Annotated in this window: 19 protein-coding genes; 12 read left to right on the plus strand and 7 right to left on the minus strand. The window is 73.1% G+C overall.

Going from position 1 to position 22,722, the window contains the following annotated elements:
- Positions 1 to 5 precede the first annotated feature (5 nt).
- Genes ACIHAR_RS19855 through ACIHAR_RS19865 form a run of 3 tightly spaced genes read right to left on the minus strand, consistent with a single transcriptional unit; the run spans position 6 to position 2,976 of the window.
- A complete protein-coding gene (locus tag ACIHAR_RS19855; protein WP_365456059.1) occupies positions 6 to 1,202 on the minus strand; it encodes a CaiB/BaiF CoA-transferase family protein in 1,197 nt (398 codons plus the stop codon).
- Between the two features lie 47 nt (positions 1,203 to 1,249).
- Positions 1,250 to 2,032: an ABC transporter permease gene (locus tag ACIHAR_RS19860; RefSeq protein ID WP_365456056.1), complete on the minus strand. Its 783-nt coding sequence runs from the start codon at positions 2,030 to 2,032 to the stop codon at positions 1,250 to 1,252.
- The gene (locus ACIHAR_RS19865; RefSeq protein ID WP_400020720.1) at positions 2,029 to 2,976 is read right to left on the minus strand and encodes an ATP-binding cassette domain-containing protein; all 948 of its coding nucleotides are present in this window, start codon (positions 2,974 to 2,976) and stop codon (positions 2,029 to 2,031) included. Before ACIHAR_RS19865 ends, ACIHAR_RS19860 begins: the two co-directional genes overlap by 4 nt.
- Positions 2,977 to 3,038: 62 nt before the next feature.
- Between ACIHAR_RS19865 and ACIHAR_RS19870 the strand changes: the two genes are divergently transcribed.
- Positions 3,039 to 3,764: a TetR/AcrR family transcriptional regulator gene (locus tag ACIHAR_RS19870; protein WP_384654317.1), complete on the plus strand. Its 726-nt coding sequence runs from the start codon at positions 3,039 to 3,041 to the stop codon at positions 3,762 to 3,764.
- A 16-nt stretch (positions 3,765 to 3,780) separates the two neighbouring features.
- On the opposite strand, the gene ACIHAR_RS19875 is transcribed toward ACIHAR_RS19870, so the two are convergent.
- From ACIHAR_RS19875 to hmgA, 3 genes are read right to left on the minus strand one after another with little or no spacing between them, the layout of a single operon-like run.
- Positions 3,781 to 4,941, minus strand: a complete 1,161-nt coding sequence (locus ACIHAR_RS19875; protein WP_400020722.1) for a type ISP restriction/modification enzyme — start codon at positions 4,939 to 4,941, stop codon at positions 3,781 to 3,783.
- Between the two features lie 26 nt (positions 4,942 to 4,967).
- Complete coding sequence (locus ACIHAR_RS19880; RefSeq protein ID WP_365456045.1) at positions 4,968 to 5,717, minus strand: GntR family transcriptional regulator; 750 nt, start codon at positions 5,715 to 5,717, stop codon at positions 4,968 to 4,970.
- A gap of 27 nt (positions 5,718 to 5,744) precedes the next feature.
- Positions 5,745 to 7,088, minus strand: a complete 1,344-nt coding sequence (gene hmgA, locus ACIHAR_RS19885) for a homogentisate 1,2-dioxygenase (RefSeq protein ID WP_365456042.1) — start codon at positions 7,086 to 7,088, stop codon at positions 5,745 to 5,747.
- 190 nt (positions 7,089 to 7,278) lie between these two features.
- Between hmgA and ACIHAR_RS19890 the strand changes: the two genes are divergently transcribed.
- The 11 genes from ACIHAR_RS19890 (at position 7,279) to ACIHAR_RS19940 (ending at position 21,748) form a co-directional block, all read left to right on the plus strand.
- On the plus strand, positions 7,279 to 8,004 hold the full coding sequence (locus ACIHAR_RS19890) for a hypothetical protein (RefSeq protein WP_400020725.1): 726 nt from the start codon (positions 7,279 to 7,281) through the stop codon (positions 8,002 to 8,004).
- Positions 8,001 to 8,651, plus strand: coding sequence for a TetR/AcrR family transcriptional regulator (locus ACIHAR_RS19895; protein ID WP_365456036.1), 651 nt, complete (start codon positions 8,001 to 8,003; stop codon positions 8,649 to 8,651). Before ACIHAR_RS19890 ends, ACIHAR_RS19895 begins: the two co-directional genes overlap by 4 nt.
- Before the next feature lie 484 nt (positions 8,652 to 9,135).
- Positions 9,136 to 11,397 carry a molybdopterin oxidoreductase family protein gene (locus ACIHAR_RS19900; RefSeq protein WP_400020728.1) on the plus strand — a complete coding sequence of 754 codons (2,262 nt, stop codon included), beginning with the start codon at positions 9,136 to 9,138 and terminating at the stop codon, positions 11,395 to 11,397.
- A gap of 134 nt (positions 11,398 to 11,531) precedes the next feature.
- The gene (locus ACIHAR_RS19905) at positions 11,532 to 12,986 is read left to right on the plus strand and encodes a CitMHS family transporter (protein ID WP_400020730.1); all 1,455 of its coding nucleotides are present in this window, start codon (positions 11,532 to 11,534) and stop codon (positions 12,984 to 12,986) included.
- Positions 12,987 to 13,017: 31 nt separating this feature from the next.
- Positions 13,018 to 14,265 (plus strand): MFS transporter, encoded by a 1,248-nt coding sequence (locus ACIHAR_RS19910; RefSeq protein WP_400020732.1) that lies wholly within the window; start codon positions 13,018 to 13,020, stop codon positions 14,263 to 14,265.
- A 101-nt stretch (positions 14,266 to 14,366) separates the two neighbouring features.
- Positions 14,367 to 15,122, plus strand: a complete 756-nt coding sequence (locus tag ACIHAR_RS19915; RefSeq protein ID WP_365456024.1) for a hypothetical protein — start codon at positions 14,367 to 14,369, stop codon at positions 15,120 to 15,122.
- A complete protein-coding gene (locus ACIHAR_RS19920) occupies positions 15,109 to 15,759 on the plus strand; it encodes a class F sortase (RefSeq protein ID WP_400020735.1) in 651 nt (216 codons plus the stop codon). Before ACIHAR_RS19915 ends, ACIHAR_RS19920 begins: the two co-directional genes overlap by 14 nt.
- Positions 15,760 to 16,034: 275 nt before the next feature.
- Complete coding sequence (locus tag ACIHAR_RS19925; RefSeq protein WP_365456018.1) at positions 16,035 to 17,372, plus strand: ABC transporter ATP-binding protein; 1,338 nt, start codon at positions 16,035 to 16,037, stop codon at positions 17,370 to 17,372.
- 408 nt (positions 17,373 to 17,780) lie between these two features.
- A complete protein-coding gene (locus tag ACIHAR_RS19930; protein ID WP_400020737.1) occupies positions 17,781 to 19,169 on the plus strand; it encodes an aldehyde dehydrogenase family protein in 1,389 nt (462 codons plus the stop codon).
- Between the two features lie 10 nt (positions 19,170 to 19,179).
- Positions 19,180 to 20,259, plus strand: coding sequence for a Zn-dependent alcohol dehydrogenase (locus ACIHAR_RS19935; RefSeq protein WP_400020739.1), 1,080 nt, complete (start codon positions 19,180 to 19,182; stop codon positions 20,257 to 20,259).
- A 166-nt stretch (positions 20,260 to 20,425) separates the two neighbouring features.
- On the plus strand, positions 20,426 to 21,748 hold the full coding sequence (locus ACIHAR_RS19940; RefSeq protein ID WP_365456009.1) for an MFS transporter: 1,323 nt from the start codon (positions 20,426 to 20,428) through the stop codon (positions 21,746 to 21,748).
- Here ACIHAR_RS19940 and ACIHAR_RS19945 read toward each other — a convergent pair.
- Positions 21,740 to 22,681, minus strand: a complete 942-nt coding sequence (locus ACIHAR_RS19945; RefSeq protein ID WP_365456006.1) for a DMT family transporter — start codon at positions 22,679 to 22,681, stop codon at positions 21,740 to 21,742. The two genes, ACIHAR_RS19940 and ACIHAR_RS19945, sit on opposite strands and share 9 nt — an antisense overlap.
- Positions 22,682 to 22,722: the final 41 nt, after the last annotated feature.

Here is a 22,722-nt window from a genome sequence, read left to right on the forward strand (position 1 = left end):
CGCGCTCAGGCGACCACGCCGTTCCGGCGCAGCGCTGCGATCTCGTCGTCCGTCATCCCCACGGCACGCAGCACCGCTCCGGTGTGTTCCCCGAGCGCGGGCACGGCCCCCATCCGCGCCTCCGCCCCACCCGGCAGTGTGATCGGAGGAAGCAGCGCCCGCAGGGGCCCAACCGGCGAGTCCACGTCCCGCCACCGCTCCCGGGCCGCCAGCTGTGGGTGCTCCGCCAGTTCGGACACATCCCTCAGGCGCGCGCACGCGATCCCCGCGTCCTCCAGCCGCGCCAGCGCCTCATCGGTGTCCAGCGCTCCCAGGGCCTTCGCCACCAGCGCGTCCGTACGCTCCCGGCGCGCGACCCTCGCCGCGTTCGTCGCGAACGCCGGATCCGCCCCCAACTCCGGCTGCCCCAGCACCCGCTCCGCCAGGCGCATCCACTCACGGTCGTTCTGCACCGACAGCAGCACCCGTCCGCCGTCCGCCGTCGGATAGGCGTCGTACGGCGCGATCACGGCGTGCGCGAGTCCGGTGCGTGCCGGGGCGGTTCCCCCGTGCAGGGTGTGGTGCAGGGGATGCCCCATCCACTCCGCGAGGGCGTCCAGCATCGACACCTCCACCGGGCCGCCCCGTCCGGTCGTCCCGCGCCGCACCAGCGCCGCCAGCACACCCGAGAAGGCGTACATGGCCGCCGCGATGTCGGCCGCCGGGACGCCCGCCTTCACTGGCTGCCCAGGCGTCCCGGTGACCGACACCAGCCCCGCCTCGCACTGCACGAGCATGTCGTAGGCCCGCTTGTCCGCGTAGGGGCCGCTCGCGCCGTAGCCGGAGATGTCGACGGCGATCAGCCGCGGGTGCTCCGCGCACAGGGTGGCCGCGTCCAGGCCGAGCCGGGCCGCCGCCCCCTGCGCGAGGTTCTGCACGAACACGTCCGCTTCCGCGACCAGCCGGCGGACGACGTCCAGGCCGCGCGGGTCCTTCAGGTCCAGCGCGACGGACTCCTTGCCCCGGTTGCACCAGACGAAGTGGGAGGCGAGGCCGCGCGCGGCGGTGTCGTAGCCGCGTGCGAAGTCGCCGCCGTCGACCCGCTCCACCTTGATCACCCGGGCGCCCAGGTCGGCGAGCTGCCGGGTGGCGAACGGGGCCGCGACGGCCTGTTCGACGGCGACGACGGTGATGCCCTCCAGGGGCAGGGGGAGCTGTTCCATGGAGCGGATCATGTCCCGTGGGCGGGGACTTTGTCAGCAGCTGCCGGTCACCGCTGCCCGTGCGCGTACCGGCGGACGGCGAGCGGCAGGCACACGGCGATCAGCGCGAGGCACCAGGCCACGGACCCGGCGACGGGGTGGGCCACCGGCCAGGCGGCGCCCTCGGGCACGGGGGCGTTCCCGAACAGGTCGCGCAGGGCCGTCGTCACGGCGCTGATCGGGTTCCACTCGGCCGGCGTGCGCAGCCAGCCGGGCATGCCGTCGACGGGGATGTAGGCGTTGGACAGCAGCGGCAGCATGAAGGTGGCGCCGCCCAGCTGGCCGGCGGCCTCCTCGCTCTGCGAGGCGAGTCCGAGCAGGATGCCCACCCAGGTGGCGGCGAAGCGGAAGAGCAGCAGCAGCGCGAAGGCGCCCGCCCCGCGCAGCCATCCGCCCTCGACGCGCCAGCCCATCGCGAGGCCCACCAGCAGCAGCGGAACGAGCCCGACCGCGGTCGTCAGCAGGTCGGCCACCGCCTGGCCCAGGGGGACCGCCGAGCGGCTCACGGGCAGCGTGCGGAAGCGGTCCATCACGCCGCGGTGCGCGTCCTGGGCTGCGGTGAACATCCCCGTCATGATGCCGTTCGCGGCGGTCGCCACCAGCATTCCCGGGACCAGGAACGCGCGGTACTCCTCGCCCGGCATGGCGAGCGCGCTGCCGAAGACGTAGCCGAAGAACAGCAGGAAGACGATCGGCATCGTCTGGGTCATCACCGTGATCGCGGGCGCGTGCCGGATCCGCCGCAGGTGGCGGCCCAGCATGGCGCTGCCGTCGTGGATCACCGCGCTCATGCGGCGGCCTCCTTCGTGGCGGTGAGGCGCAGGAACACCTCGTCGAGAGTGGGCGGGCGCAGGCTCGCGTCGACGACGGGCACGCGGGCCGCGTCGAGTTCGCGGACGACCCGCGGCAGGGTGACGTCCGGGTCGAGGACGACCGCCCCCGCGGTGCGGCGTTCGCGGTCGAGCACCGGTTCGGAACCGGTCAGCTGGTCGAGGACCACGGCGGCCGCGTGCAGCGCGGGCTCGCCGCCCTCCTCGGCGACGACCACCTCCGCGAACCGCCCCGTCTGCGCCTTGAGCCCGGCCGGAGTGCCCTGGTGCGCGGCGCGGCCCTCGTCGATCAGCACGATGTCGTCGGCCAGCCGGTCGGCCTCGTCCAGGTACTGCGTGGTCAGCAGCACGGTCGTGCCCTCACGGGCCAACTCCCTCACCGCGTCCCAGATGTCGTTCCTGCTGTGCGGGTCGAGTCCGGTGGTCGGCTCGTCCAGGAAGAGCACGGCTGGCCGGGTGACGAGGCTCGCGGCCAGGTCGAGCCGGCGCCGCATGCCGCCGGAGTAGGTGCGCGCCGGACGGTCCGCGGCCCCGGACAGGCCGAACCGCTCCAGCAACTCGTCGGCCCGTGACCGGGGCGCGCGCAGCAGCCGGGCGAAGAGCCGCAGGTTCTCGGCGCCCGTGAGATCGCCGTCGACCGAGGCGTACTGCCCGGTGACCGCGATCCGCCGCCGGACCTCCGCCGCCTCGCGCACGACGTCGTGCCCGGCGACCCTGGCCGTCCCTGCGTCCGGGGCCAGCAGGGTGGTCAGCACCCGGATCGCGGTCGTCTTCCCCGCGCCGTTCGGCCCGAGCAGCCCGCAGACCGTGCCCTGCACGACCGCGAGGTCCAGCCCGCGCAGCGCACGGACATCGCGGAAACGCTTCTCCAGACCCTCACTAAGTACGGCGTACGTAGTTGTCATGGGGTGACCGTACCGCACTACGTACGGTGTACGTAACTACGATGGTGGGGAGGTGATGATCCATGGCGGGCCGAGCGGCCGAACCCGAGGTGATCTGGGCGCGCCCCGAGCGTGCGGGCCGGGGCCCCAAACCCGCGTACAGCCGCGCCGACATCGCGGCGGCGGCCGTCCGCATCGCCGACGCGGACGGCATCGACGCGGTCTCGATGCGCCGAGTCGCGGCCGAGATCGGCTGCGGCACCATGTCGCTCTACAACTACGTGCCGCGCAAGGAGGACCTGTACGAGCTGATGGTCGACCTGGTCAGCGGGGAGTACGACCTGTCCCGCGAGCCGAGCGGCGACTGGCGCGCGGACATGATGGACCTCGCCCGCCAGGCCCGCGGCATCATGCGCCGCCACCCCTGGCTGGTCCGCGTGATGTCGACCGTCTACAGCATCAGCCCCAACGCGCTGCGCTGTCTGGACTGGTGCCTCGCCTGTCTGGAAGGCCTCGACGTGCCGCCCGGTACGAAGCTGGAACTGTTCGGGATGGTCAACGGATCGGTCATGACGTTCGTCGCCAACGAGCAGGCCGTCGCCGAACGGACGCGCTCCGTGCCGTGGTCCGCGGAGCAGGAGGAGGCCGTGCGCGGCGCCTACATGATGCGCCAGGTCATGACGGGCGACTATCCGCACCTGGCGGCCCTGTTCGCCCAGGGGGTCGCCCCGCCGGAGGACCCGGAGGGCGCCTTCGACCGGGCCCTCACGCGGCTGCTGGACTCCTTCGACCCGAAGGCCACCCCCTAGACTCCGCGGCCGCCCCCTAGATCAGGGCGAGTTGACCCTCGGGGCCCTCCTCGTGTCCGCCGAGCACCGAGGCCGGCCGGCGTGCGGGCTCGGGCACCGGCAGCACGCCCGCCCGGTGCAGCTCGGCGGCCGTGACCGGGGCCGGCGCCGTGGACTCCGCCTGCCGCGGGCGCAGTTCGGCGAGCAGGGCGAGGACCGTGATCAGCTCCAGCAGCTCCGAGGTCCAGGTCTGCGGCCAGGTCGCCGGGCGCACGGCGTTCAGGGTCCCCGGCTCGCCCTCCGCCGTCCGCGCCGTGAACCAGGCTTCCACGACCCCGGACCCCGCCACCTGAAAGTCCCACGCCTCGGGCGGTACGGGGGAGATGCGGCCGTCGTCGAGGTGCAGGGTCTCCTCGTCGCGGTCGTAGTGGAGCGTGCGGGGGCGCGGCGGCAGCGGGGCGCGGACGTAGGGGCGGCGGCCGCCGGGGAGTTTGGGCCGGTCGCCGTCGCGGCGCAGCAGCCAGAGGATGCGGCGGCCCCGTTCGACGCCCCGCGCCCAGTGCTCCGGGTCCGCGGTGAGCGGGACCGTGAGGTCGGGGCGGGTCGCCGCGAGGATCCAGGCCAGGACGTCGGCCGGGGTCACCGGGTGACCCAGCCGTGCGGTCAGGTGCTCCAGCAGGCCGGGGGCCAGGTTCGGTTCCGTGCCGCCCGGGCGGCGGTACAGGGGGCGGACGCGGCCCGGGCGGACCAGGGGCAGCAGTGAGGTGGCGAGGAGGACGGGGCCGGGCGGATCCCCGGCCGTCTCCACCACGAAGACCTGGTGACGGTCCGCCACCCGCCACAACTCGGGCCGCGCGGCGTCGATCAGGCGGTGGTCGGGAATCAGCCACTGCTCGTCGAAGGGGGCGTGCAGCACGCGGACCGGCTCCGGACAGGGGCCGGAGGCCCGCAGCAGCTTCTCCGTGCCGGTCGGCCGGCCCGGCAGCTGGCCGACCGCCGAGTGCAGCGTCCGCGAACGGGTCGGCTCGAACAGGGCCTCCCGGTCGGGTCCCTCGGCCTTCACCAGAGCGTCCCAACGGGCCTTCAGCGATGCCGCGTCCGGGGCCGCCGGCCAGCCGCGGCCGAGCCGCACGGGTGCGACGGACCACGGCATGAGGTCCGCCAGGAGCGGAGCGTCGTCGTGCGTCACGCTGGGCATCGTACGACGGCCCCTCGCCGCGCGGGTCAGGTGGCGTCCAGGGTCACCGTGAAGGAGAAGCGGTCGCCGCGGTAGTGGATGACCGCCACGTCCAGCGGGCGGCCGTCGGTGTCGTAGGTCACGCCCGTGTAGTGGAGGATCGGGCTCAGCAGCGGGACGTGGAGCAGTCCGGCCGTCTCGGGGTCGGCGAGACGGGCCTCGACGGTGTCCGTGATGCGGCTGATGTCCGCCCCCACGACGTCCCGCAGCACCTTCGTCATCGGCCAGCGCACCAGGTCGTCCGGATCGATCAGGGACGCGACGTCCGGACGGACGTAGTTGCGGGCGTGGTTGGTCGGCTCACCCGTCTTCTCGTCGCTGCGCAGCCGGTGGTACGTCGCCACCTCCGCCAGGTCCGGGAAGTACTCGGCGAGTTCGGCCGGGGGCGCCGCCGTCCCCCGGTCGAGGAGCTCCGTCACCATGCCGGACTGCTGGGCCACGATCGCGTCGACCGAGCCCAGCAGGCGGACGGGGGCGCCCCGCCGGGCGGTCGGCTCGATGAACGTGCCGCGCCGGCGGTGGCGGGTGATCAGCCCCTCCTCCTCCAGCTCCTTCAGCGCCTGGCGCATGGTCAGCACGCTCACCCCGTAGTGCCCGGCCAACTGCTCCTCGGTGGGCAGGCGCAGCGGGTCCTGCGGCGAGCGGCCCAGTATCGAGGCGCGCAGCGACTGCGACACCTGGTACCAGAGCGGCAGCTTGCGGTTCAGGACGATCGAGTCCGGGGCGAAGGAGGTCACGGGCTATCCGTACCTTTCGCGCGACGGTCAGTGCAACGGGCGGAAGTGCCTCTCCAGGCCCGACCACACGTCGTCGTAGCCCTGCTGCAGGTGCTGCGCGCCCGCCGCGTGCGGGGTGAGGGTGACCGGCCACCGCGTCTCGAACATGAACGCCAGCCCGTCGTCCACCTTGTGCGGCTTCAGCTCCGCGGCGCTCGCCCGGTCGAAGGTCTCCCGGTCCGGTCCGTGCGCCGACATCATGTTGTGCAGCGAGCCCCCGCCGGGCACGAAGCCCTCCGCCTTCGCGTCGTAGGCGCCCTCGATCAGGCCCATGTACTCGCTCATCACGTTCCGGTGGAAGTACGGCGGCCGGAAGGTGTCCTCGCCCACCAGCCAGCGCGGCGCGAAGACCACGAAGTCCACGCTCGCGAGACCCGGGGTGTCGGAGGGAGAGGTCAGCACCGTGAAGATCGAGGGGTCCGGGTGGTCGTAGGAGATCGTCCCGATCACGTTGAAGCGGCGCAGGTCGTAGACGTACGGAACGTGGGTGCCGTGCCAGGCGACGACGTCGAGCGGGGAGTGGTCGTAGGTGGCGGTCCACAGGTTGCCGCAGAACTTGTTCACCACCTCCACCGGGCCCTCGACGTCCTCGTACGCCGCGACCGGTGCGCGGAAGTCACGGGGGTTGGCGAGGCCGTTGGCGCCGATCGGGCCGAGGTCGGGGAGGCGGAAGGGGGCGCCGTAGTTCTCGCAGACGTACCCGCGGGCCGCCGGGCCCGGCCCGCCGTCGGACCCGGTGTCGAGCAGCTCGACCCGGAAGCGGACCCCGCGCGGGATCAGCGCCACATGACCCGGTTCGGCGTGCAGCAGGCCGAACTCCGTGCGCAGCAGGAGGCCGCCGCGCTCCGGGACGATCAGCAGCTCGCCGTCGGCGTCGCTGAAGACTCGGTCCATGGAGGCGTTGGCGTGGTACAGGTGCACGGCCATGCCGGTGCGCTGGGTGGCGTCGCCGTTGCCGCCGAGGGTCCACAGGCCCGCCAGGAAGTCCGTCCCCGGCACGGGCTCCGGCAGGGGGTTCCAGCGCAGGCGGTTGGGGTCCGGGACCGTCTCCGTGAACGGGGCCGTGCGCAGCGCCCCGTTGTCCGCGCGGGTGAACGCGGGGTGCGCGGCCGAGGGACGGATCCGGTACAGCCAGGAGCGGCGGTTGTGGGCGCGCGGCTCGGTGAAGGCCGAACCGCTGAGCTGCTCCGCGTACAGGCCCAGCGGCGCGCGCTGCGGCGAGTTGCGGCCCTCGGGCAGGGCGCCCGGAACCGCCTCGGAGACGTGCTCGTTGCCGAACCCCGACAGGTAGGTCAGCCCCTCGGCCGTCTTGCGTGCGTCCCCGCTGCTCATGCGTGCTCCCTCTCGGACACTGATTCCTATGTATCACCGTAGGATTGCGGTTTCCCGCGCGCAAGAGGTGCGGGGCGGCTCGGGGCTCCTCCTCCGGGAGGGCTCCTCCTTCGGGAGGACGATCACGCGGTGGCGAGAACCGACTTCAGGGGGATTCGTGCCGTCGTACCGGTGTTCTACGCTCCCCCGCATGTCGTGGACGCGTGGCACCCTTCCCGCGCTCGCGGTCTGTGTCCTGCTGCTGACCGGATCCGCGGGCTGCGGCTCCGGTGATGCCCGCGAGCCGGCCGGGCCCGCGGGGACGACCGCGGCCTCACCGGAGCCGGTGGGCAAGGTCCTGGAGGACACGGACGACGACGGGCGCCACTACCGGGAGGTGGACGGCGAGGGCGCGCCGGAGGTGGGGCTCGAGGTGGAGCCCGACGCCGACGGCGGCTGGGACGTCCGCCTCAAGGTGAGCAACTTCCTGTTCTCGCCGGCCGGGACGAAGGCGCGGGCGGTCGCCGGCCGCGGCACCGCCCGGCTCTTCGTGGACGACCGAGCCGTGGCCGATCTGCGCGGTCCCACCTACGACATCCCCGCCGGCTACCTCCCGCACGGCACCCACCAGGTCACCGCCCGTCTGTACGCGGACGACGGCACGGTGTGGGCGGTCGACGGCAAGCCGGTGGAGAGCACGGCGGACATCACGGCGTCGGAACCGGAGGCGTCCTCGGAACCGGAGGCGTCCTCGGAACCGGAGGCGTCCTCGGGGTCGGAGGCGTCCTCGGGGCCCGAGGCGTCCTCGAGGTCGGACGCGACCCCCGCGTCCCCGGAGACCTCCGCCTCCTCCGCCGCACCGGGACTGAGTGCGTCACACATCTTTCTGCGTACCCAGGGGCGAGGTTCACCCGGTCCCGGCGGAAAGGCATCATGAAGCCCGTGCCCCACGCGACATCGCTTCGCCGTGCGCCCGTGCAGCGGCGCAGCGCCGAACGCCTGACCAGAATTCTGGACGCCTGCGCCGACCTCCTGGACGAGGTCGGCTACGACGCCCTGAGCACCCGTGCCGTCGCCGAGCGCGCCGGCGTCCCCATCGGCTCCGTCTACCGCTTCTTCGGCAACAAGAAGCAGATGGCCGACGCCCTCGCCCAGCGCAACCTGGAGCGCTACGCGGAGCGCGTCACCGAGCGGCTCAAGCGTGCCGGCGACGCGGGCGCCTCCCGCCCGGGCGGAGCCGAGGGCAGGGGGGACTGGCGGGCCGCCATGGACGCCGTGCTCGACGAGTACCTGGCCATGAAGCGCACCGCGCCCGGCTTCTCCCTCGTCGACTTCGGCAACCAGATCCCGGTCGGCGCCCGCGCCGAACCCAACCACCGTGTCGCCGACCGCCTCACCGACCTGCTCTCCGGCTACCTCGGCCGCCGGCCCGACGAGGATCTGCGCCGCACCTTCCTGATCGCCGTGGAGACCGCGGACACCCTCGTGCACCTGGCCTTCCGGATGGATCCGGCGGGGGACGAGAGGGTGATCGAGGAGACCCGGGAACTCCTGCGGGCCTACCTCGCCCGCACCCTGGACTGACGATCCGGGATCCCTGAGGCCGGGGGATTCTGCCGAGGGGCCTCTCGGCGGCCGGAGTTCGGGCCGCCGGACCTCTTCCGGGCCGGGCTGCTCCAAGGAGGGCTCATCCGAGGCCACGGCCACGGGTCGTTCCCGAGGGGGGAGTCCCCGCCCCCGCCCCCGAGGGCGTAGCCCGACTCCCGAGGCCGGCGGTGGCTCTCCGATCCGCGGGGCTGGCCGTATCCGGGTAGGAGCTTTCCCGTATCGGGGGGCGGTCTCTTCCGAGTGCGGGGCGGTTGCTCCCGTATCGGGGGGCGGTCTCTTCCGAGTGCGGGGCGGTTGCTCCCGTATCCGGGGGTGGCCTCTCCCGAGTCCGATGACCACCTCTCCCAGGCCGCGAGTGCTGCCTCTCCGATTGTCCGGCCCAAGGCCTCCCCAGCGTGCATACCGGTCGGTATGCTCTGCGGCACGCAAGCGTCACCGCCGCCGCCCTCCGGGAGGACCCGTGTCCCGCACCGCCCTGCGAATCTGCCCCCTGTGCGAGGCCACCTGCGGGCTCACCCTGACCATCGAGGGAACGAGGGTCACCGGAGCCCGAGGCGACCGGGACGACGTGTTCAGCAAGGGGTTCATCTGCCCCAAGGGCGCCTCCTTCGGGGCCGTCGACGGCGACCCCGACCGGTTGCGCACGCCCCTCGTGCGCCAGGACGGAGAGCTGCGGGAGGCCACCTGGCAGGAGGCCTTCGACGCGGTCGCCGCCGGCATCCGGCCGGTCGTCGAGCGGCACGGGCCGCACGCCGTCGGCGTGGTCCTGGGCAACCCCAACGTGCACACGGTGGCCGGCGCGCTCTACCCGCCGGTGCTGCTCGCCGGACTCGGCACCCGCAGTCTGTTCACCGCATCCACGGTCGACCAGATGCCCAAGCACGTCTCCAGCGGACTGCTCTTCGGCGACGCCAACGCCATCCCCGTCCCCGACCTCGACCACACCGACCACCTCCTGCTCATCGGCGCCAACCCGCTGGAGTCCAACGGGAGTCTGTGCACCGCGCCCGACTTCCCCGGCAAGCTCAGGGCCCTCAAGGCCCGGGGCGGCACCCTCACGGTCGTCGACCCCCGCCGCACCCGCACCGCGAAGCTCGCCGACCGGCACGTGGCGATCCGGCCCGGCACGGACGCCCTGTTGCTCGCCGCGATGGTCCAGGTGCTGTTCGAGGAAGGGCTCGTGGACCTCGGGGAGCTGGCCGCTCACGTCCAGGGCGTCGACGAACTCCGGGCGGCCCTAAGGGACTTCACTCCCGAAGCCGTCGCCGGGGCCTGCGACGTGGAGGCCGCGGTGACGCGGGCCCTCGCCCGCGAACTCTCCGCCGCTCCCACCGCCGCCGTCTACGGCCGTATCGGCAGCTGCACCGTCCCGTTCGGCACGCTCGCCAGCTGGCTCGTCGACGTCCTCAACATCCTCACCGGCAACCTCGACCGGCCCGGCGGCGCCCTCTTCCCGCAGGCCGCCACCGACAGGACACCCCGTCCCGCCGGCCCCGGCCGCGGCTTCGCGCTCGGACGCTGGCACTCGCGCGTGAGCGGACACCCGGAGGCGAAGGGCGAGTTGCCGCTCTCCGCGCTCGCCGAGGAGATCGACACCGCGACGCAGGAGGGCGAGCCGATCCGGGCCCTGATAGCCGTGGCCGCCAACCCCGTGCTCTCCGCACCCGACGGCGACCGTCTCGACAAGGCCCTCGACTCCCTCGACTTCATGGTCAGCGTCGACCCGTACCTCAACGAGACCTCGCGCCACGCCCACGTCGTCCTGCCGCCGCCCCCGCCCTCCCAAAGCCCGCACCACGACTTCGCCTTCAACACCCTCGCCGTCCGCAACCAGGTCCGCTACACCCGGCCCGCCGTCCCGCTCGAACCCGGCCGGATGGCCGAGAGCGAGATCCTCGCCCGGCTGACCCTGGCCGCCACCGGGATGCACGGCGCCGACCCGTCGGCCGTCGACGACCTGGTCGTCGGCCAGACCCTGGGCAAGGCGGTGAAGGAGCCCCACTCACCCGTGTACGGCCGCGACCCGCAGGAGCTCGCGGCGCGGCTCACCGGCGACACCGGTCCCGAGCGCCGGCTGGACATGATGCTGCGCCTCGGCCCCTACGGCGACGGCTTCGGCGCACGGCCCGACGGGCTCAGCCTGACCAGGCTGCTGGACCACCCGCACGGCATCGACCTCGGACCGCTGCAATCCCGCCTGCCGCAGCCGCTGAAGACCCGCAGCGGGCGGATCGAGCTGCTGCCGGGACCGATCGTGGACGATCTTCCCCGGCTGCGGCGCGCGTCGGCGGAACGGCCCGCCGGGCTCGTCCTGGTCGGGCGCCGGCACCTGCGGTCCAACAACAGCTGGATGCACAACGTGCCCGCCCTGACCGGCGGCACCAACCGCTGCACGCTGCACATCCATCCGGAGGACGCCGAGCGGCTGGGCGTCCGCGACGGTGCCGCGGTGCGCGTCAAGGGCGCCGGGGGAGAGGTGACCGCCCCGGCCGAGGTGACCGACGGCGTGCGCAGGGGCGTCGTGAGCCTGCCGCACGGCTGGGGACACGACCGGCCCGGCACCCGGCTGAGCCACGCCTCCGCCGACCCCGGCGTCAACGTCAACCAGCTCCTCGACGGCAGCCTGCTCGACCCGCTGTCGGGCAACGCGGTCCTCAACGGCGTGCCCGTCGAGGTCACCGCACTCGCCGCGGTGACCGAAACGCACGCGCCTCTGACCTGAGCAAAGCTGTGACCAGGACTTTTGCGCTTATTGCTCGCACGTCAACGTCTTGTTAACACCGTTTGAACGGTCCTAACGTCAACGCACCGCCGACCCCCAGGTGGGATGTTCAAGGGCGAACGTTAGGTATCCACATGCTGACCATCCTCGGCTTCGCCATGATCGCGACCTTCCTGGTCCTGATCATGATGAAGAAGATGTCGCCGATCGCGGCGCTCGTACTGATCCCCGCACTCTTCTGCGTCTTCGTCGGAAAGGGCGCCAAGCTCGGCGACTACGTCATCGAGGGAGTGGGCAACCTCGCGCCCACCGCCGCGATGCTGATGTTCGCCATCGTCTACTTCGGCCTCATGATCGACGTCGGCCTCTTCGACCCGATCGTCCGGGGCATCCTGAAGTTCTGCAAGGCCGACCCGCTGCGCGTCGTCGTCGGTACGGCCCTCCTCGCGGCGATCGTCTCCCTCGACGGTGACGGCTCGACCACCTTCATGATCACCGTCTCGGCGATGTACCCGCTGTACAAGCGCCTGAAGATGAGCCTGGTCGTGATGACCGGTGTCGCGGCCACCGCCAACGGCGTCATGAACACCCTGCCCTGGGGCGGTCCGACGGCCCGTGCCGCCACCGCGCTCAAGCTCGACGCGGGCGACATCTTCGTCCCGATGATCCCGGCGCTCGCGGTGGGCCTGCTCTTCGTCCTCGTCCTCGCCTACTTCCTCGGTCTGCGCGAGCGCAAGCGGCTCGGTGTGCTGAGCCTGGACGAGGTGCTGGAGCAGGAGAAGATCGTCGAGGACGAGCCGGACCAGGAGACCGAGACGGTGCTCGTGGGCGCCGGAGCCTCCGGCGGCTCCGGCAAGGTCCGCCTGACGAAGACCACCGGCGGCTCCGGCTCGGGCACCGACGCGAACGACGCGGGCGAGGGCGACGACGACCAGGACGACGCCCGCCTCCAGGGCCTCGACCCCGACCGCCCGACACTGCGCCCCAAGCTCTACTGGTTCAACGCGCTGCTCACGGTCGCGCTGCTCACCGCGATGATCATGGAGTGGCTGCCGATCCCGGTGCTGTTCCTGCTCGGAGCCGCGCTCGCCCTGACCGTCAACTTCCCGCACATCCCCGACCAGAAGGCCCGGCTCGCCGCCCACGCCGACAACGTCCTCAACGTCTCCGGCATGGTCTTCGCGGCCGCCGTCTTCACCGGCGTCCTGCAGGGCACCGGCATGGTCGACGCGATGGCCAAGTGGATCGTCGACGGCATCCCCGCGGGCATGGGCCCGCACATGGCGCTCGTCACCGGCTTCCTGAGCCTGCCGCTGACGTACTTCATGTCCAACGACGGCTTCTACTTCGGTGTCCTGCCGGTCCTCGCCGAGGCCGGTGCCGCGCACGGTGTCTCGCCGCTGGAGATCGCCCGCGCCTCGCTCGTCGGCCAGCCGCTGCACATGTCGAGCCCGCTGGTCCCGGCCGTGTACGTGCTCGTCGGCATGGCGAAGGTCGAGTTCGGCGACCACACCAGGTTCGTGGTGAAGTGGGCCGCGATCACCTCGCTGGTGATCCTCGGCGCCGGCGTCCTGTTCGGCATCATCTGACCTTCGTCCGACCGTCCTTGGAGGACTCGACATGAGGCCCGGTGGGAACCGCGGCTGGCTGCTCCGCCTCGTCATCGCCTTCGGCTTCGCGCAGGGGGCGGTGTCGATGGCCCGGCCCGCCGTCTCCTACCGGGCCCTCGCGCTGGGCGCCGACGAGCGGGCCGTCGGCGTCCTCGCGGGCGTCTACGCGCTGCTTCCGCTGTTCGCCGCGGTCCCGCTGGGCCGCCGTACCGACCACGGCCGGTGTGCGCCCCTGCTGCCCGTCGGCGTGGTGCTCATATCCGGCGGCTGCGCGCTGAGCGGCGTCGCCGAGTCCCTGTGGGCCATGGCCCTGTGGAGCGGGGTGATGGGTCTCGGCCACCTCTGCTTCGTCATCGGCTCCCAGTCGCTGGTGGCCCGCCAGTCCGCCCCGCACGAACAGGACCGCAACTTCGGCCACTTCACCATCGGCGCCTCCCTCGGCCAGCTGGTCGGCCCGATCGCGGCGGGCGCTCTCATCGGCGGCCACGACATGGCCGGCACCAGCGCCCTCGCCCTGCTCGTCGCCGGCGCGGTCGCCGCGGTCGCGCTCACCTCGCTGTGGCGCACAGAGCACCGTGACACGGGCCCCGCGTCCCGGAACGCGCCGGGCGACCGGGTGCCCGTCGCCCGCATCCTGCGCTCCCGGGGCGTCCCGGCCGGCATCCTGGTCAGCCTCTCCGTGCTGTCCGCGACCGACATCCTCACCGCCTATCTGCCCGTGGTCGGCGAGCACCGGGGCATCGCGCCCTCCGTCGTCGGCGTGCTGCTCAGTCTGCGCGCGGCCGCCACCATCGGCTGCCGCCTGGTGCTCACCCCTCTGCTGCGGCTGTTCGGGCGGACGGCCCTGCTCACGGTGACGTGTCTGCTGGCGGCCCTGCTGTGCGCCGGGATGGCGGTGCCGGTGCCGGTGTGGGGGCTCGCCGCGATGCTCGCCGCCCTCGGCTTCTGTCTCGGCGTCGGGCAGCCGCTGTCGATGACCACGGTCGTCCAGGCCGCTCCCGACGGCGCCCGCTCCACGGCCCTCGCGCTGCGTCTGACCGGCAACCGGCTGGGCCAGGTCGCCGCGCCCGCCGCCGCGGGTCTGGTCGCCGGGGTCGCGGGGGTGGCCGCGCCCTTCGTGATGCTGGGGGCGCTGTTGCTGCTGTCCTCGGGGGTCGCGCTGCGCTCGCCGGGCGCCCCGGGAGGGGGCCGGCGGGCCGGAACGCCTCCGCGGCGGCCGCGGTCCGGGACCGGATTGCGCCGGTCGGGGGACATGTGACGGCGCGTCGGGGCGTGCTCCCGCACGGTGCGGAGCGGATGTGAAGAGAGTCAGATGCAAGCGCGATTTGTATGAAAATCGTCTGACTCGGAGGAACATCCATGCCCACCTCGATGCTCCCGTCCGCCGGCAGCCGCCTCGGCGTCACGGCCCTCACCGTCCTCACCGCGGCCGGGGCCACCTGGCTCGCGGCGCCGACCGCCGCGGCCCAGCCCGGAGTCGGCGCCGACATCAGGATCCACGATGAGCGCGTGCCCTACGGGGTGTCGAAGGACGACCCCGTGGTCTGCAGGTTCTACCTGGACGCCGTCAACTTCGGCGAACTGACGAGCGTCGCCTACACCATCCAGGCGCAGCCCCCGCTGCCCACCGCTGCCACCGTGACCGGCACCATCACCCTCGCCGGGGGCGCCGGGCACACCGACACGCTGGGGCTGGCCGACGGACAGTACAGGCTCACCTGGACCGTCGAGGGAGGCGTCGGACCGAGGGAGAAGGTCTTCCGCGTCGACTGCAGCGATGAACGCCGCGGGAACGACGGCCGCGGCTTCGGCGGTCAGGGCCCGGGCGGCCAGTCCGCCTCCGGTCCGGAGGGCGGCGGCCAGGACAGCGGCGGGCGGACGAGCGGCAGGGGTGAGGACCCGGGCCGTCCCATCGAGGACCGCGGTGAGGGCGGGCACGGCGGCGGCCACGACGGGGACGGCCCGAAGGGCGGCGTCCACGCGGGCGGCGGCGGTCTCGTCGACACGGCACAGGCCTACACCCCGCTGAGCGCGGCCGCCGCGGTGGGACTGGTGGTCGTCAGCGGAGCCGCGTACATCCGCCTGATCCGCCGACGCTCCCATGGTGCCGCGTAGGCGCGGACGCAGGCCCTGGCACCGGACCCGTGCCTATCGACTCGTCAGGACGGCCGCGGTGGCGGCCGTCCTGGTGACGGTCGGCGTCCAGTGCGGAGGGAGCGACGGGACGCCGGCCGGCACGGCGTCCGGGGGCGATCGCGCCGTGTCCGCCGCCGCGAGAACCCCGCCCCGTCCGCTGCCCCGCTCCCGGGCCACCACCCTGCGCGTCCCCTCCCTGGGCATCGAGGCGCCGATCGTCGGGCTGGGGCTCGGCCCCGGCCGGGAGCTCGAAACACCCCCGCTGGACAGGCCCAAGGTCGTCGGCTGGTACGAGGACGGGCCCTCCCCCGGCGAGCGGGGCACGGCGATCGCCGTGGGCCACCGCGACACGAAAACCGGCCCCGCGGTCTTCGCCGGCCTCGCCCACGTGACCCGCGGCAGCCGGATCGAGGCCCGGCGCGCCGACGGCCGCACCGCCGTCTACACCGTCGACCGGGTGAAGGTCTTCGACAAGGCCGGCTTCCCCGACAAGGAGGTGTACGGGCCGCGCGGGCGCCCCGAGCTGCGCGTGCTCACCTGCGGCGGCTTCTTCGACCGCAGGACCGGATACACCAGCAACGTCGTCGTCTTCGCCCATCTGACCGCCACCCGCTGACCCGCCCCCAGGCCGGCCCCGGCGGCGGACGCCGGAGCGCCGCCCGGTCCGCCGGCCCCTGAACCACCGGCTCCGGCCTCTGAACCACCGGCTCCGGCCTCTGAACCGCCGGCTCCGTATTCCCGCTCAGCGGACCACCGTGTCCGATCCCGTCCGGCGTCTTCCCCCGGCCGCGCACCGTCCGTTAACTTCCGTGACTCACAGCCCCGTACGGTCCCGTACGGGGCATTCGACGCGGAGCACCAGCGCCCTAGTGAGTCCCCGGGGACACCGTCATGACACGCGCCATCTCCCTGCACGACGTGAGCAAGGTCTACGACAAAGGCGTCCGCGTGGTGGACCGGCTGTCGCTGGACATCGCGCCCGGCGAGTTCCTGGTGCTGCTCGGGCCGTCCGGCTGCGGCAAGTCCACCGTGCTCAGGATGATCGCGGGCCTCGAGGAGATCACCGAGGGACGGCTGCTGCTCGACGGCGTCCACGCCAACGACCTGCCGCCGTCCGGGCGGGACATCGCGATGGTCTTCCAGAACTTCGCCCTGTACCCGACCATGACCGGCCGCGACAACATCGGTTTCCCGCTGCGCATCGAGGACCCCGGCAGCGACCCGCGGGCCCGGGTGGACGCCACCGCGCGGATGCTCGGCATCGAGGACCTCCTCGACCGCTTCCCCGGGCAGCTCTCCGGCGGCGAACGCCAGCGCGTCGCGATGGGCCGGGCCATCGCCCGCCACCCCTCCGCCTTCCTGATGGACGAGCCGCTGTCCAACCTGGACGCCAAGCTCCGCAACCGGCTGCGCGCCGAGATCGCCGGCCTGACCCGGAAACTGGGCGTCACCACGGTGTACGTCACCCACGACCAGGCCGAGGCCATGTCCCTCGGCGACCGGGTCGCCGTCCTGCGCGGCGGAGTGCTCCAGCAACTCGACACCCCCCGCGCGGTGTACGCGCGGCCCCGCAACGTCTTCGTCGCCGCGTTCATCGGCACCCCGCGCATCAACCTGCTGCGCGGCCTGGTCCGCGCCCCGCTCGACGGGGCGATGACGATCAGCCTCGGCAAGCAGGCGCTGCGACTGCCCGAACCCCTCTCTCTGGACCACAAGCTGCTGCGCGTGCAGCAGGGCCGGGAGGTGATCGTCGGGCTGCGCTCCGAGGCCGTACGCATCGGCCGGCCCGCCGACGCCCGCTTCGGCGAGACCCACATCACGGGGCTGGTGGAACACGTGGAGTTCCAGGGCCACGAGGCGCTCGTCCACTTCGACACCGGCTCGCGCCCCGCCGTCGTTCCGGAGCTCGAGGCTCCACGTCCGGTGACCCGGCAGCCCCGGCGCCGCCGCCGGGAGAGCAGGGTCCTGGACCGGCTGCGGGGGAGGGCGGGTGGTCTGCGGGCCGGGCCGGTCGTGGTGCTGGACGAGCCGCCGGAGCCGGATTCCGCCGTCGCGTCCCCCGAGGGGCGGCTGCCCGGCGACCTCGTCGTGCGCACCACCCCCGACTTCGACCTGCGGCACGGCATGCAGGTCCCCCTCCTCGTCGACCTGGCCCACCTGTTCGTCTTCGACCGGCACGGCGAACGGATCTGCCCGGCGCCGTCCCGGCTGCCGGACCTCGACGAGTGACCTCTCCGGACGTCCGGAGAGATCACCGCCCGGACGTTCGGAGGGTGTCGGTGAGTGGGCCGCTTTGGCGTTCGGGGGATGTCGGTGGGTGGGTCTCCTGGGCGTGGGGTGGGTGTTGGTGAGTGGGCTGCCGGGGCGTTGGGAGGGTGTCGGTGAGTGGGCCGCTTTGGCGTTCGGGGGATGTCGGTGGGTGGGCTGCGTGGGCGTGGGGAGGGGGCGGTGAGTGGCCCGTCCGGCGTCCAGGGCATGCCGGCGAGGGGGACTCCGCGGGCATCCGCGCCCGGTGATGTGACATGCCCGGGGCCCCGGTGACACCGTGAGGCGTCGCACGGAGGGCACCCCTGGTGCCCAAAAACTATCGGCGCTAGTTTAGGGCGCGGACGACGAGGACCGCCCGGAGGGAACGCGATGAAGGCACACGACGGCATCTACCTCGACGGCGCCTGGCGCCCCGCCGCGGGCCAGGACGTGATCGAGGTGGTCAATCCGGCGGACGAGCAGGTCGTCGGCCGGGTCCCGGCCGGCGGCGCCGAGGACGTGGACGCCGCCGTACGCGCGGCCCGCGCCGCCCTCCCGGTCTGGGCCGCGACCCCGCCGGGCGAGCGAGCCGCGCGTCTCACCGCCCTGCGGGACGTCCTGCTGGCCCGCAAGGACGAGATCGCCGAGACCGTCACGGCCGAACTCGGCTCCCCGCTGCCGTTCTCCCAGGCGGTCCATGCGGCCGTCCCCATCGCGGTCGCCGGCTCCTACGCCGAACTGGCCGCCACCCACTCCTTCGAGGAGCAGGTCGGCAACTCGACCGTGTTCCACGAGCCGATCGGCGTGGTCGGCGCCATCACGCCCTGGAACTACCCACTGCACCAGATCGTCGCCAAGGTCGCCCCGGCCCTCGCCGCGGGCTGCACGGTGGTCCTCAAGCCCGCCGAGGACACCCCGATCACCGCCCAGCTCTTCGCCGAGGCGGTCCACGAGGCGGGCGTCCCGGCCGGCGTCTTCAACCTCGTCACCGGTCTCGGCCCGGTCGCCGGGCAGGCGCTCGCCGCACACCCCGGTGTCGACCTGGTCTCCTTCACCGGCTCCACCGCCGTCGGCCGGCAGATCGCCGCGACGGCCGGCGCCGCGATCAAGAAGGTCGCCCTGGAGCTGGGCGGCAAGTCCGCCAACGTCATCCTCCCGAGCGCCGACCTCGCCCGGGCCGTCAACGTCGGCGTCGCCAACGTGATGTCCAACTCCGGTCAGACGTGCAGCGCCTGGACCCGGATGCTGGTCCACCGCGACCAGTACGACGAGGCCGTCGAGCTGGCCGCGGCCGCCGCCGCGAAGTACGGCGACCGCATCGGCCCCGTGGTCAGCGCCAAACAGCAGGCACGGGTGCGCGGTTACATCGAGAAGGGTGTCGCCGAGGGCGCCCGGCTGGTCGCCGGCGGTCCCGAGGCCCCGCGCGAGCGGGGCTGGTTCGTCAGCCCGACCGTCTTCGCCGACGTGACGCCGGAGATGACCATCGCCCAGGAGGAGATCTTCGGTCCCGTCCTGTCGATCCTGCGCTACGAGGACGAGGAGGACGCCCTGCGCATCGCCAACGGCACGGTCTACGGCCTGGCCGGCGCGGTCTGGGCCGGCGAGGAGCCGGAGGCGGTGGCCTTCGCCCGCCGTATGGACACCGGGCAGGTCGACATCAACGGCGGCCGCTTCAACCCGCTCGCGCCCTTCGGCGGTTACAAGCAGTCGGGCGTCGGGCGCGAGCTGGGCGCGCACGGCCTCGCCGAGTACCTCCAGACCAAGTCCCTGCAGTTCTGAGGAGCCTTCCGTGGTCCGTGCCGCCGTCCTTCCCGCCGTCGGTGCTCCCTTGGAGATCGCCGACATCCACCTGCCGGACCCCGGGCCCGGTCAGGTCCGCGTCCGGCTCGCCGCCGCCGGGGTCTGCCACTCCGACCTGTCGCTGTCCAACGGCACCATGCGCCTCCCGCTGCCCGCCGTCCTCGGCCACGAGGGCGCCGGCACGGTCGTGGCCGTCGGCGAGGGCGTCGCCCACCTCTCGCCGGGTGACGAGGTCGTCCTCAACTGGGCTCCCTCCTGCGGTAGCTGCCACGCCTGCGGACTCGGCGAGGTCTGGCTGTGCGCCAACGCCCTCAACGGCTCCGCGGACGTGTACGCACGCACCGCCGACGGCGCCGACCTCCACCCCGGCCTGAACGTCGCCGCCTTCGCCGAGGAGACGGTCGTCGGCGCGTCCTGCGTGCTGCCCGCCCCGGACGGCGTCCCCCTCACCGACGCCGCCCTGCTGGGCTGCGCCGTCCTCACCGGCTATGGCGCCGTCCACCACTCCGCCGGGGTGCGGCCGGGGGAGACGGTCGCGGTCTTCGGCGTCGGGGGAGTGGGACTCGCCGCCGTGCAGGCGGCACGGATCGCGGGGGCGTCCAGGATCGTCGCGGTCGACGTCTCGCCGGAGAAGGAGGAACTGGCGGGCGCGGCCGGGGCCACGGACTACGTCGTCGCCTCCGAGAACACGGCCCGCGAGATCCGCGGCCTCACGGGCAAGCAGGGCGTCGACGTGGCCGTCGAGTGCGTGGGCCGCGCCGCCACCATCCGCACGGCCTGGGAGTCGACCCGCCGCGGCGGCCGCACCACGGTCGTCGGCATCGGCGGCAAGGACCAGCAGGTCACCTTCAACGCCCTGGAGATCTTCCACTGGGGCCGCACCCTCTCCGGCTGCGTCTACGGCAACTCCGACCCGGCCCGGGACCTGCCGGTCCTGGCGGAGCACATCCGTGCCGGCCGGCTGGATCTGGGCGCGCTGGTGACCGAGCGAATCGCGCTGGAGGGCATCCCGGCGGCGTTCGAGAACATGCTGGCGGGGAAGGGCGGCAGGGCGCTCGTCGTCTTCTGAGGCGGCCGCCGAGGGGCGGACGGGCGCCGTCCGCGTCACACGTCATGGGAGGACCCGGAGCTTCCGCTTGCTCCGGGCAACCTTCCCGCACGACCGTTGACCCCATACCGTCCGGTCAGTATGTTCCCGGGCAATGTCCCCACCGCACCCACCGGAGTGTGCACTCATGGACACGGCCCCCACCGCTCACCCCCTCCCCGCCACCACGCCCGCCTCCGACAACCGCCGCCGCGTGGCCACCGCCGCCGCCCTCGCCTCGGCGGTCGAGTGGTACGACTACTTCGTCTTCGGCATAGCCGCCGCCCTCGTCCTCGGCGACCTGTACTTCCCGGCCGGCAGCCCCACCGCCGGAGTGCTCGCCGCCTTCGCCACCTTCGCCGTCGGCTTCCTGGCCCGCCCGCTCGGCGGCATCGTCGCCGGCCAACTCGGCGACAAGCGCGGCCGCAAGCCGATGCTGGTCCTCGCCCTCACCCTCATGGGCGTCGCCACCACGGGCATCGGCCTGCTCCCCACCTACGACACCATCGGCGTCGCCGCCCCGATCCTGCTGGTCGCCTTCCGGGTGATGCAGGGCATCGCCGTCGGCGCCCAGTGGGGCGGCGCGATGCTGATGGCCACCGAGTACGCCCCCGAAGGCAAGCGCGGCATCTACGGCAGCTTCGTGCAACTCGGCGTCCCCATCGGCGTGGTGACCGCCAACACGGTGTTCCTGCTGGCCGGAGCGTCCCTGACCGACTCCGCGTTCGCGGCCTGGGGCTGGCGCGTGCCGTTCCTCGTCGGCCTGTTCGTCCTCGTGCTCGCCTGGTACATCCACACGCGCGTCGAGGAGACCCCCGAATTCCGGGAGGCGGAGAAGAAGCTGGCCGAGCAGGAGAAGGCCGAGCAGCCCTCACCGTTGCGCACCATCCTGCGAGGCCACCTCGGTACGGTGCTCCTCGCCGGCGGCTCCTTCGCCGTGAACACGGCGACCTTCTACATCATCATCACGGGCGTGCTCGACTACACGACCCGCGAACTCGGCATGAAGAAGAGCGCCGTCCTCACCGTCTCGCTCTGCGTCAGCCTCACCCAGCTCGTGCTGATCCCGGCCGCCGCCGCCCTCTCCGACAGGATCGGCCGCATCCGGATCTACGCCCTCGGCGCCGCCGGCATCGCCCTGTGGGCCGTACCGCTGTTCCTGCTGATCGACACCGGCTCGCTGCTGTGGCTCGCGGTCGCCACCTTCGTCGCCAGCTGCTTCCTCAGCATCATGTACGGCCCGCAGGCCGCCCTGTTCGCCGAGCTGTTCACCCCCGAGATGCGCTACACCGGCGCCTCCCTCGGCTACCAGATCGCGGCCGTCTGCGGAGGCGGGCTCGCCCCCTTCGTCATGGTGCTGCTCCTGGAGGCGACGGGCACCTCGATGGCGGTGTCCGGCTACATCATCGTCCTCGCGCTGATCGCCCTGGCCTCCATCAAGGTCCTCGCGGACCGGGCCCGGTCACGCTGACCGGGACGCCCGCTCGGGCCGCGGCTCCCGGAGGTTCTCCGGCGCCGCGGCCCGCGCCCGTGCCCGGGACCGGGACACCGCGACACCCGCCAGGCACAGCCCACCGCCCGCGAGCGTGAGCACCCCCGGCACCTCGCCGAGCGCCAGCCAGGACATCAGGACGACCAGCGCGGGCACCGCGTACGTGGTCGCGCCCATCCGGCTGGCGGTCGTACGGGCCAGGGCGTACGCCCACGTCGTGAAGGCCAGCGCGGTCGGGAACACGCCCAGGTACACCATGTTGAGCGTGGCCGACACCGGCGCCTCGCCCGCCTCCCGGACCAACTGCCCGGCGAACGGCAGACACACCACCGCCCCCACCAGACACCCGAACGTCGTCACCTGGAGCGCGCTCGCCGAGCCGAGCGCCGGCTTCTGCGCGACGACCCCGCCGGCGTACGCGACCGCGGCGAGCAGGCACAGCACCACGCCCAGCACCGAGGAACCGCCCTCGCCCGACATCGACAGCCCCACGGTCACCGCACCAGCGAACGACACCGCCATCCCCGCCAGCAGCCGCGGCGGCATGGCGTCACCGAGCAGCCGGGAGCCCAGCAGGGCGATGAGGAGGGGCCCGACGTTCACGACCAGGGCCGCCGTACCCGCGTCCACCTGCTGCTCGCCCCAGTTCAGGACCACCATGTAGAAGCCGAACCACAGCAGCCCGGAGACCACGATCCCGCGCCACGCCGCCCTCGGCGGCCACCCCTCCCGCCGTACGAGACAGATCACCCCCAGCGCCAGGACCCCGCTCAGCAGCCGGCCGAGCGCCAGCGCGCCCGGCGAGTAGGCGGATCCGGCGCTGCGGATCGAGACGAAGGCCGAGGCCCACAGCACGACGGTGACCGTGGCGGCGCCGGCGGCGAGCAGTTCCGTACGACGAGGGATGTTCATCACGCTCCAGAGGCTAGGAAAGGAAGCGGCCGGAGGGCTCG

Source organism: Streptomyces sp. NPDC052016 (assembly GCF_044548445.1).
GTDB lineage: Bacteria > Actinomycetota > Actinomycetes > Streptomycetales > Streptomycetaceae > Streptomyces.

Excerpts from the sequence above, each read along its gene's own strand:
- ACIHAR_RS19925 (WP_365456018.1), top strand. The coding sequence starts at position 16,035 with ATGACACGCGCCATCTCCCTGCACGACGTGAGCAAGGTCTACGACAAA.
- ACIHAR_RS19930 (WP_400020737.1), top strand. The coding sequence starts at position 17,781 with ATGAAGGCACACGACGGCATCTACCTCGACGGCGCCTGGCGCCCCGCC.
- ACIHAR_RS19920 (WP_400020735.1), top strand. The coding sequence starts at position 15,109 with ATGGTGCCGCGTAGGCGCGGACGCAGGCCCTGGCACCGGACCCGTGCC.
- ACIHAR_RS19875 (WP_400020722.1), bottom strand. The coding sequence starts at position 4,941 with ATGCCCAGCGTGACGCACGACGACGCTCCGCTCCTGGCGGACCTCATG.
- ACIHAR_RS19905 (WP_400020730.1), top strand. The coding sequence starts at position 11,532 with ATGCTGACCATCCTCGGCTTCGCCATGATCGCGACCTTCCTGGTCCTG.
- ACIHAR_RS19865 (WP_400020720.1), bottom strand. The coding sequence starts at position 2,976 with ATGACAACTACGTACGCCGTACTTAGTGAGGGTCTGGAGAAGCGTTTC.
- ACIHAR_RS19940 (WP_365456009.1), top strand. The coding sequence starts at position 20,426 with ATGGACACGGCCCCCACCGCTCACCCCCTCCCCGCCACCACGCCCGCC.
- ACIHAR_RS19945 (WP_365456006.1), bottom strand. The coding sequence starts at position 22,681 with ATGAACATCCCTCGTCGTACGGAACTGCTCGCCGCCGGCGCCGCCACG.
- ACIHAR_RS19860 (WP_365456056.1), bottom strand. The coding sequence starts at position 2,032 with ATGAGCGCGGTGATCCACGACGGCAGCGCCATGCTGGGCCGCCACCTG.
- ACIHAR_RS19895 (WP_365456036.1), top strand. The coding sequence starts at position 8,001 with ATGAAGCCCGTGCCCCACGCGACATCGCTTCGCCGTGCGCCCGTGCAG.
- ACIHAR_RS19910 (WP_400020732.1), top strand. The coding sequence starts at position 13,018 with ATGAGGCCCGGTGGGAACCGCGGCTGGCTGCTCCGCCTCGTCATCGCC.
- hmgA (WP_365456042.1), bottom strand. The coding sequence starts at position 7,088 with ATGAGCAGCGGGGACGCACGCAAGACGGCCGAGGGGCTGACCTACCTG.
- ACIHAR_RS19915 (WP_365456024.1), top strand. The coding sequence starts at position 14,367 with ATGCCCACCTCGATGCTCCCGTCCGCCGGCAGCCGCCTCGGCGTCACG.
- ACIHAR_RS19855 (WP_365456059.1), bottom strand. The coding sequence starts at position 1,202 with ATGGAACAGCTCCCCCTGCCCCTGGAGGGCATCACCGTCGTCGCCGTC.
- ACIHAR_RS19890 (WP_400020725.1), top strand. The coding sequence starts at position 7,279 with ATGTCGTGGACGCGTGGCACCCTTCCCGCGCTCGCGGTCTGTGTCCTG.
- ACIHAR_RS19870 (WP_384654317.1), top strand. The coding sequence starts at position 3,039 with ATGGCGGGCCGAGCGGCCGAACCCGAGGTGATCTGGGCGCGCCCCGAG.